The sequence below is a fragment of the Agromyces bauzanensis genome (genome assembly GCF_014645655.1).
Taxonomy (GTDB): Bacteria; Actinomycetota; Actinomycetes; order Actinomycetales; family Microbacteriaceae; genus Agromyces; species Agromyces bauzanensis.
Window position 1 is genome coordinate 1 of record NZ_BMMD01000056.1, and the last position, 2,283, is coordinate 2,283.

Annotated in this window: 2 protein-coding genes; one reads left to right on the top strand and one right to left on the bottom strand. The window is 67.9% G+C overall.

The window, feature by feature from the left end; genetic code table 11:
• Window positions 1-74: 74 nt before the first annotated feature.
• Window positions 75-464, bottom strand: coding sequence for a DUF6788 family protein (locus IEX31_RS18330; protein ID WP_188744830.1), 390 nt, complete (start codon window positions 462-464; stop codon window positions 75-77).
• A 65-nt stretch (window positions 465-529) separates the two neighbouring features.
• Between IEX31_RS18330 and IEX31_RS18335 the strand changes: the two genes are divergently transcribed.
• Window positions 530-2,242, top strand: coding sequence for an IS1634 family transposase (locus tag IEX31_RS18335; protein ID WP_188744831.1), 1,713 nt, complete (start codon window positions 530-532; stop codon window positions 2,240-2,242).
• The last annotated feature ends 41 nt before the right edge of the window (window positions 2,243-2,283 follow it).

Sequence of the window (2,283 nt, forward strand, 5' to 3'; positions counted from 1 at the left end):
CTGACGTTCCGCACTTCTCGATCGCGTTTTGGCCCCCCACTGCGGCAGGGCGGTGAGCGCGACCCGCGGCCGGGTCAGGGGTGGTTGACTCTGTGGTGGCGGAGCAGGATTTCGCCGGCATCGGCTGAGATCTTCTCCATCTGGGTGATGATGGCGTCGAGTCGTTTACGGTTGGCGATCCATGCCTGGTACAGCTCGGCCTGGTTCTTGTTGAGCCGGCGGCTGACGGTCTTGCCGGCGATGGCTCGGCTCCACTGGTAGTAGGGGCCGTGGCGTTGCGGCGGGTCGGCCTGGCAGCGGCAGCCCGGCTTTCCGCAGGAGGTGTAGCGGCTCACGACGCTGCCCGGGCTGATGAAGCCGATGGTCGCCAGCTCGGCGGCCAACTCCTCGGCGAGTGCCCGGTAGCTGCGCTCGTAGCGCTCGAGGCGACTCGCCACGACACACCTCGATTCTTCCTTGTCCACGTCCCACACTAGCTGTCGGTCAGTAGATATGCTGACCGATGTCGGGAGCGCTGTCAAGAAGGAGCATGATGACGACACCAGGACCGTTCACGTTGCGCAGCCAGCGGCTGGGCTGCCTGCCGGTCGTCAGCTTCTTCTTGACCCGGATGGGTCTGGCCGAGCATCTGCGCACCTACCTGCCCGCCGCCGACGCGCGGCTGCGGCTGGCGCCGGCGACGGTGATCGAGGTGCTGGTCCGCAACATCGTGGCCGGTCACCGGCCGGTGTACGCGCTGGGTGAGTGGGCCGCTGGCTACGAGCCTGCGGTGTTGGGGCTCGGGTCGGGTGAGACCGAGCTACTCAACGACGACCGGGTCGGCCGGACGCTGGACCGGCTCTTCGACAGCGACCGGGCGAGCCTGATCACCACGACGGTCCTGGGGGTGATGCGCGGGTTCGGCATCGAGACGACCCAGCTGCACAACGACTCGACCACGGTCACGGTGACCGGCAACTACCCCGACGCGGACGGCCGAGACCGCGGCGGCCAGCCGACGCCGGCGATCCGTCAGGGTCACAACAAGGACTTCCGGCCCGATCTGAAGCAGCTGCTGTTCATCTTGACGATCTCCGCTGATGGTGCGGTGCCGATCGCCTACCGGGTCGCGGACGGCAACACCGTCGACGACGTCACCCACGTCCCGACCTGGGACGAGCTATGCGCCCTGGTCGGGCGGCCGGACTTCCTCTACGTCGCGGACAGCAAGCTGTGCTCGAAGCAGGCGATGGGCCACATCCACAGTCACGGTGGACGTTTCGTCACGATCGTGCCGCACGGCCGGCGCGAGGACACCTGGTTCCGGGACTGGGCGCAGACGCACGCGCCGGCATGGACCGAGGCCCGGCGGGCACCCGGCGCCCGCCACAGTGACCCTGACCGGATCTGGCGGACCTTCCAAGCCCCAGCACCCTCAATGGATGGCTACCGGGTGATCTGGGTGCACTCCAGCAGCAAAGCGGCCCGCGACGCCCAAGCCCGAGCCGCCCGGATCGAGGCCGGGCTCGCCGCGATCGAGGCGGTCCAGGCCCGGCTGGCCAGCCCGAAGACCCGGATCAAGACCCAGGTCGCCGCCGAACAGACCGCCAGCACAGCCCTGCAGGCGGCCGGGGCCACCCGCTGGGTCGGCTTCACCATCACCGAAACCACCGAGATCGCCCACCGGCAGGAGAACCGCGGCCGCCCCGGCGCCCAGACCCGGTACCGGCGCACCGAGAAGACGGTCTTCACCATCACCGCCACCATCCACGCCGACAAGGTCGCCTACGACGCGGTCACCGACGGCTGCTTCCCGCTCATCACCAACGACACCGCGATGACCGCAGCCGACGTGCTCGCCGCCTACCACTACCAGCCGAACCTCGAGCGCCGGAACCACCTGCTCAAAGGCCCGCAGGAAGTCGCGCCGGTCTACCTCGAAACAGCACACCGCATCGAAGCCCTGCTGCTGTGCCACTTCCTGGCCATGCTCACCGAGGCGCTCATCGAACGCGAGATCCGCACCTCGATGAGCAACCAAGGCCTGGCCGGGATCCCCCTCTACCCCGAGCTCCGCAACTGCCCCGCCCCCACCGCCCCGCGCATCCTGGAGATCTTCAACGACATCCAACGCCACCAACTCATCGACCACGACGGCCAGATCGTGCAGACCTTCGAGCCCGAACTCACCGACCTGCAACAGCAGGTCCTGGACCTCCTACACATCCCCACCAACGTCTACAACTCGACCGAAGCCCAGTGAAGCGGGGGCCCAAAACGCGATCGAGAAGTGCGGAACGTCAG

Excerpts from the sequence above, each read along its gene's own strand:
- IEX31_RS18335 (WP_188744831.1), top strand. The coding sequence starts at position 530 with ATGATGACGACACCAGGACCGTTCACGTTGCGCAGCCAGCGGCTGGGC.